The sequence below is a fragment of the Carboxylicivirga sp. genome, from assembly GCF_982718395.1.
This window is the reverse complement of record NZ_CEXQWX010000273.1, coordinates 1-4,410: the sequence shown is the minus strand read 5'-3', so window position 1 is coordinate 4,410 and position 4,410 is coordinate 1. Positions and strand designations below refer to the sequence as shown.

At 35.9% G+C, this 4,410-nt stretch carries 3 protein-coding genes; all 3 read right to left on the bottom strand.

Translation table 11 applies throughout. The features are described from left to right. A partial coding sequence (locus tag AC4MRQ_RS25045; RefSeq protein ID WP_491200471.1) for a SusC/RagA family TonB-linked outer membrane protein occupies positions 1-2,421 on the bottom strand: 2,421 nt, incomplete at its 3' end. 73 nt (positions 2,422-2,494) lie between these two features. Further along, positions 2,495-3,817, bottom strand: coding sequence for a hypothetical protein (locus AC4MRQ_RS25040; protein WP_491200470.1), 1,323 nt, complete (start codon positions 3,815-3,817; stop codon positions 2,495-2,497). A 196-nt stretch (positions 3,818-4,013) separates the two neighbouring features. After that, on the bottom strand, positions 4,014-4,410 hold a 397-nt coding region (locus AC4MRQ_RS25035; protein ID WP_491200469.1), incomplete at its 5' end, for a FecR family protein.

Here is a 4,410-nt window from a genome sequence, read left to right as displayed (position 1 = left end):
GAATGGATAAGCTGTTCGATCAATTTTACCTGTATATCCGTATGATCCGCGAATAGATAGGTGGTTTATTATATGACGAATACCGTCCCAAAACTTTTCTTTTTCAACATTCCAACGGCCCCCTAAAGACCATAAAGGTGTAAACTGATTATTATCACCTATTACATCAGCACCATCATATCGAAGCGAAAAACTGGCTACATATTTGTCATCGAAGCTATAACGTGCTTGTCCTAAAAAAGAAACAGTGCGCCCCTGCCCGTCGCCAGTACCAAAAAGACCTCTTACTAAACCTTGCATTTGGTGATACTTCAACTGATCTTCACGGTCTTCTGCTAAAGGTAAAGTAGGTAACCCAATATTCCTGTATTCAGGATCGTACATAGGAGAACGATAGTTAAAATTATTATTCTTGCTCGATCTCATTTCATTTGCTACCAAGACACTAAAAAAGTGTTTATTAAGTGTCAAAGAATAATCGATTTGATTTCTCCAGCTCCATTCCTCCCTTTTTCCAGCATTTTCAGCTAAAGATCCATTATCATATTCAAAAGGTAATAAGTCGTTCGGAAATGATGGTTTTGCAAATTGCTCACCATTATAAGAAGCATAAGTACCTGGGAATATCTCAGTCATTGCCTGATTATAACCATATGCCTTTCGAAAAATAGTCTTTAATTGAAGTCCTTTCTTTGTGTTGTATACAATATTGGCTGTTACATTTGCATCCAAGCCTTCTAACCTTTTGCGCGTATTCTCCATTTCATGCAAAATATTGAAATGTTCATACTTTAAACCTGAAGCCGTTTTGTCGGTGCTGTTATTCGACAAAAATGTCAAATCGTAATCATAGTTTCCATCCTCATCATATGGTCGTTCATAAGGATTAGCAAATGCTGCGTACTTAAACGGATTGACAGGTGAAGCGTGGTTTTCATTTTCACGAGCATTAGCACTAAAACTTAAACCAATAATTAATTTCGCATTTGGCCTAAATTCCAGGTTAGATCGAAAACCGACATTGGTCGCTTTGTTTTGCTCAACAGTTCCGTTCTGACTTGTGTAATTCAATGAGTTATAGTATGAAATACCTTCTGTTCCACCACGAACACTAATGTTATGACTCATGGATTGCGAAGGTTGAAAGATTTCATCAAACCAATTTGTATTAATTGCAGCAAGTCGTGCATATTCCGCCGCATATTCTTCACGAGTGATATAACCGCTGTTTAACCGTTGTAAGAGCATTCCTCCACGACCGGCTTGTCCTGAGTAATTTAAACCAAAATCATTGACTATTGCGGTTTCGTATTCCAACTTTTCGGCTGCATTCATTAAACCTGCATCAAAAGGTGTTTGAAAGTTATAAGCGTAATTACCACTATATGTAAATCTGGTCTTAGATTTAAAACCTTTTTTTGTTTCGATAACAATTACCCCGTTAGATGCCTGAGCTCCATAAATGGCTGCCGCTGCTGCATCCTTTAAAACAGTAATAGATGCAATATCTTCAGGCATAATATTGCCTAAGCCATCTTCCATAATGGTATTCGCATAATTACCACCTGTATTTTCACGCGTAGGAACACCACCTGTCATTGGTAAGCCATCTAAGATCCATAAAGGCTCGGTATTACCATTCAAACTGTTTTCACCCCGAATTGTTATTTGGTTTCTTACTCCAACAGCACCTGTAGATACCTGACTATTAACACCAACAATCTTCCCTTCTAGTATTACATCAATATTATCAATACCTTGTCCTAGCAGTTCTTTACCCTTAACAGTTTCAGCTACACCTGTATTCAACTTTTCATTCACCACTTCATATCCAGTGATAACAACTTCATCAAGATCTTGAGCATCTTCTTTCATTACCACCCTCAAATAAACTTGACCTCTCAATTCAATAGATTGAGGTTTAGTTCCGACATAAGAGAATTGTAATACATCTTTCTCAAGTGAATTGACTGAGATTTTAAATTTCCCTTCTGAATCGGTAATGAATCCCCCACCACCAACTACAATAATATTTACACCAGGAAGCGGCTCACCATCTTCATTTACAACTATACCCGATACGCTCTTTTTTTCCTGTGTATTATTATAAGACTCCTTTTTTCTTATGATAACTATATTATCGCGAATTTCAAACTTATAATGAGTTTCATTTAAACACTTATCCATTACTTCGATAATATCTCCACCATCAATCTGGAGGTTCTCGAACTGGATATTTTGAATTTCTTTACTATTGTAAATGAAATCAAATTGTGTTTGACTCTTAATTTCTCTTAATACATCTTTTAAATAGGCATTTCGCATATTTAATGATATTCTTTCTGAAGCTGTGTCATTAGCATTAATGGTAGGAGTGACAAGCATCAAAAAAGACATGCAAAGCAATATTGTCTTTAGCATCTTTCTAAATCTTATAAAGACACAACAATTATTTGTTATATTATTATTTTTCATTTTTGATTTCATTTAATGTCTACTTCAATTTTTCAGAAGATGCGGCAAGCATTGTTTTAATTTCGAAATCTATCCGCGGGTTCACTGGATAAGAATAAGATCCGCTGCCATGATCAAATTGATAACGTATGAAAGGTGATATCGATTTTATTTTCAATGCTCCCTTAATTCCATTACCTGTCTGAAATATAACTACCCTATCTTCATGACTTTCATCTAAATCAAGCCAGTAATCATCAGAAACGACATCAAAATTTAAATCAGCCGAGCTTGTAATATTATCAAAGTCTTCAGCAGATAAACCCGACGTGCTATTCACGATGGTATGACATGGCAATACAATCTCTAACCATTCTGCCGAAGTATAATAATCAGGATATTTACCATGCCAGGCAATTCCACGCATTTCCAGAGGAGTTGTTATCTTTAACTGATTCTCAACCTTATCGTAAACACACATTAAATCAACTGTTTTCTTTTCCATCTCTGTCATTGCGTTGGCTGTTTTTCCACTTATTGCTTTTCCATCTGCTGTTATATACAAACTTGATGGCCGATCATAATCAGGACTTGTCCAGATGTCAAAACCGTCATCCCAAAAATGGTGGTATTTGTAATGCATTGTGTCACATGCCGACTCGATATAAACATCCGTTAAGTGCTGTATATCTACATCTAACTGTTCATTCACATATCCCAGCTCACCAACATACTTACCTTTCACAGGACTTCCAATGGAAGTAACACAATCGAATTCAATGGTATAAACTTTGCCATTCTTCTCAACATTAACACTACCGCCCTTTAATGTAATTGGTGAAGTGACCTCATTAGAACTTGTAGGATTAAAATTATAATTAGAGCAGGCATAACCTTTAAATGTATTTGGTTTTCCATCTTCACCATAGGTATACTCGCCAGCTTCTAATTGATCAATACTACCTGATGCCATTTGCAAGCTAACAGCTGCCCCGATGCCGAATGATTTTTTTAGTTGATCGTCCCATACAATACCCTTTTCGTATAGTCGTACAATATAATTGCCTGTTTTAATGGGTGATCCTTCAACAGTATAACCAACTACCTCATCCACAAATTCAATAGGCACACCGTCTTCATTCGGATAGAGATACTTATCATACCATATGTATTCAACAGTATTAGTTACATTGAAATCATTCCCTTGAAACATCACGCCACTTCCTAATTCAACTGCATCCAGACCATGAACGGAAATTGAATTATTCGGATCAACTACGCCCAGTTCGTCCTCATTTTCACATGCACTAAAAAAACATGTTACCAGCCCTGCCATTAACAGGAACCTAATTCTTTTTTTCATAGATTTTTTACATTAATAATTTAAAACACTTCTTTGATAATTAATGTAATCCGGATAAGACAACATGCTTATATGTAAAAAACAGGCACCTAATTTCTAGGATGAACATTCAATTTCTCCTATATTTGGGTTCGATTATCAACAGATACCTGTTGGAAACATTGTATAAGCACCAATGAATTGGCCTTCATTGGTGTTATTTTTTCCTTCTCACATAAACTTTATTTTTCTTAATTTTAAATTCTATATCACCTGTCGCTTCAATTGCGTTTAAGACAGTTTCAATCTCAGCGTATCGACGAAAATCGAGTGTATAGGTTATTTCTTTTAAATCTTCATCTTCAAATACAACCTCAACATCATACCATCTACTTAAGCTTCTCATAACGTCCTTAAGTGGAAGATCATCATAAACTAACTGTTTATCTTTCCAGGCAACCCAGCTATATACATCAACTTCTTCTACTTTGATGAATTCATTTTTCTTTTCAAACGTTCCCATATAACTAGGCTTAAGTACTACGTTTGACGAATTCACGTCTCCCTCATGTCGCATTTTCACACTTCCTTCTTCTAAGACGGTGTAAATCTGC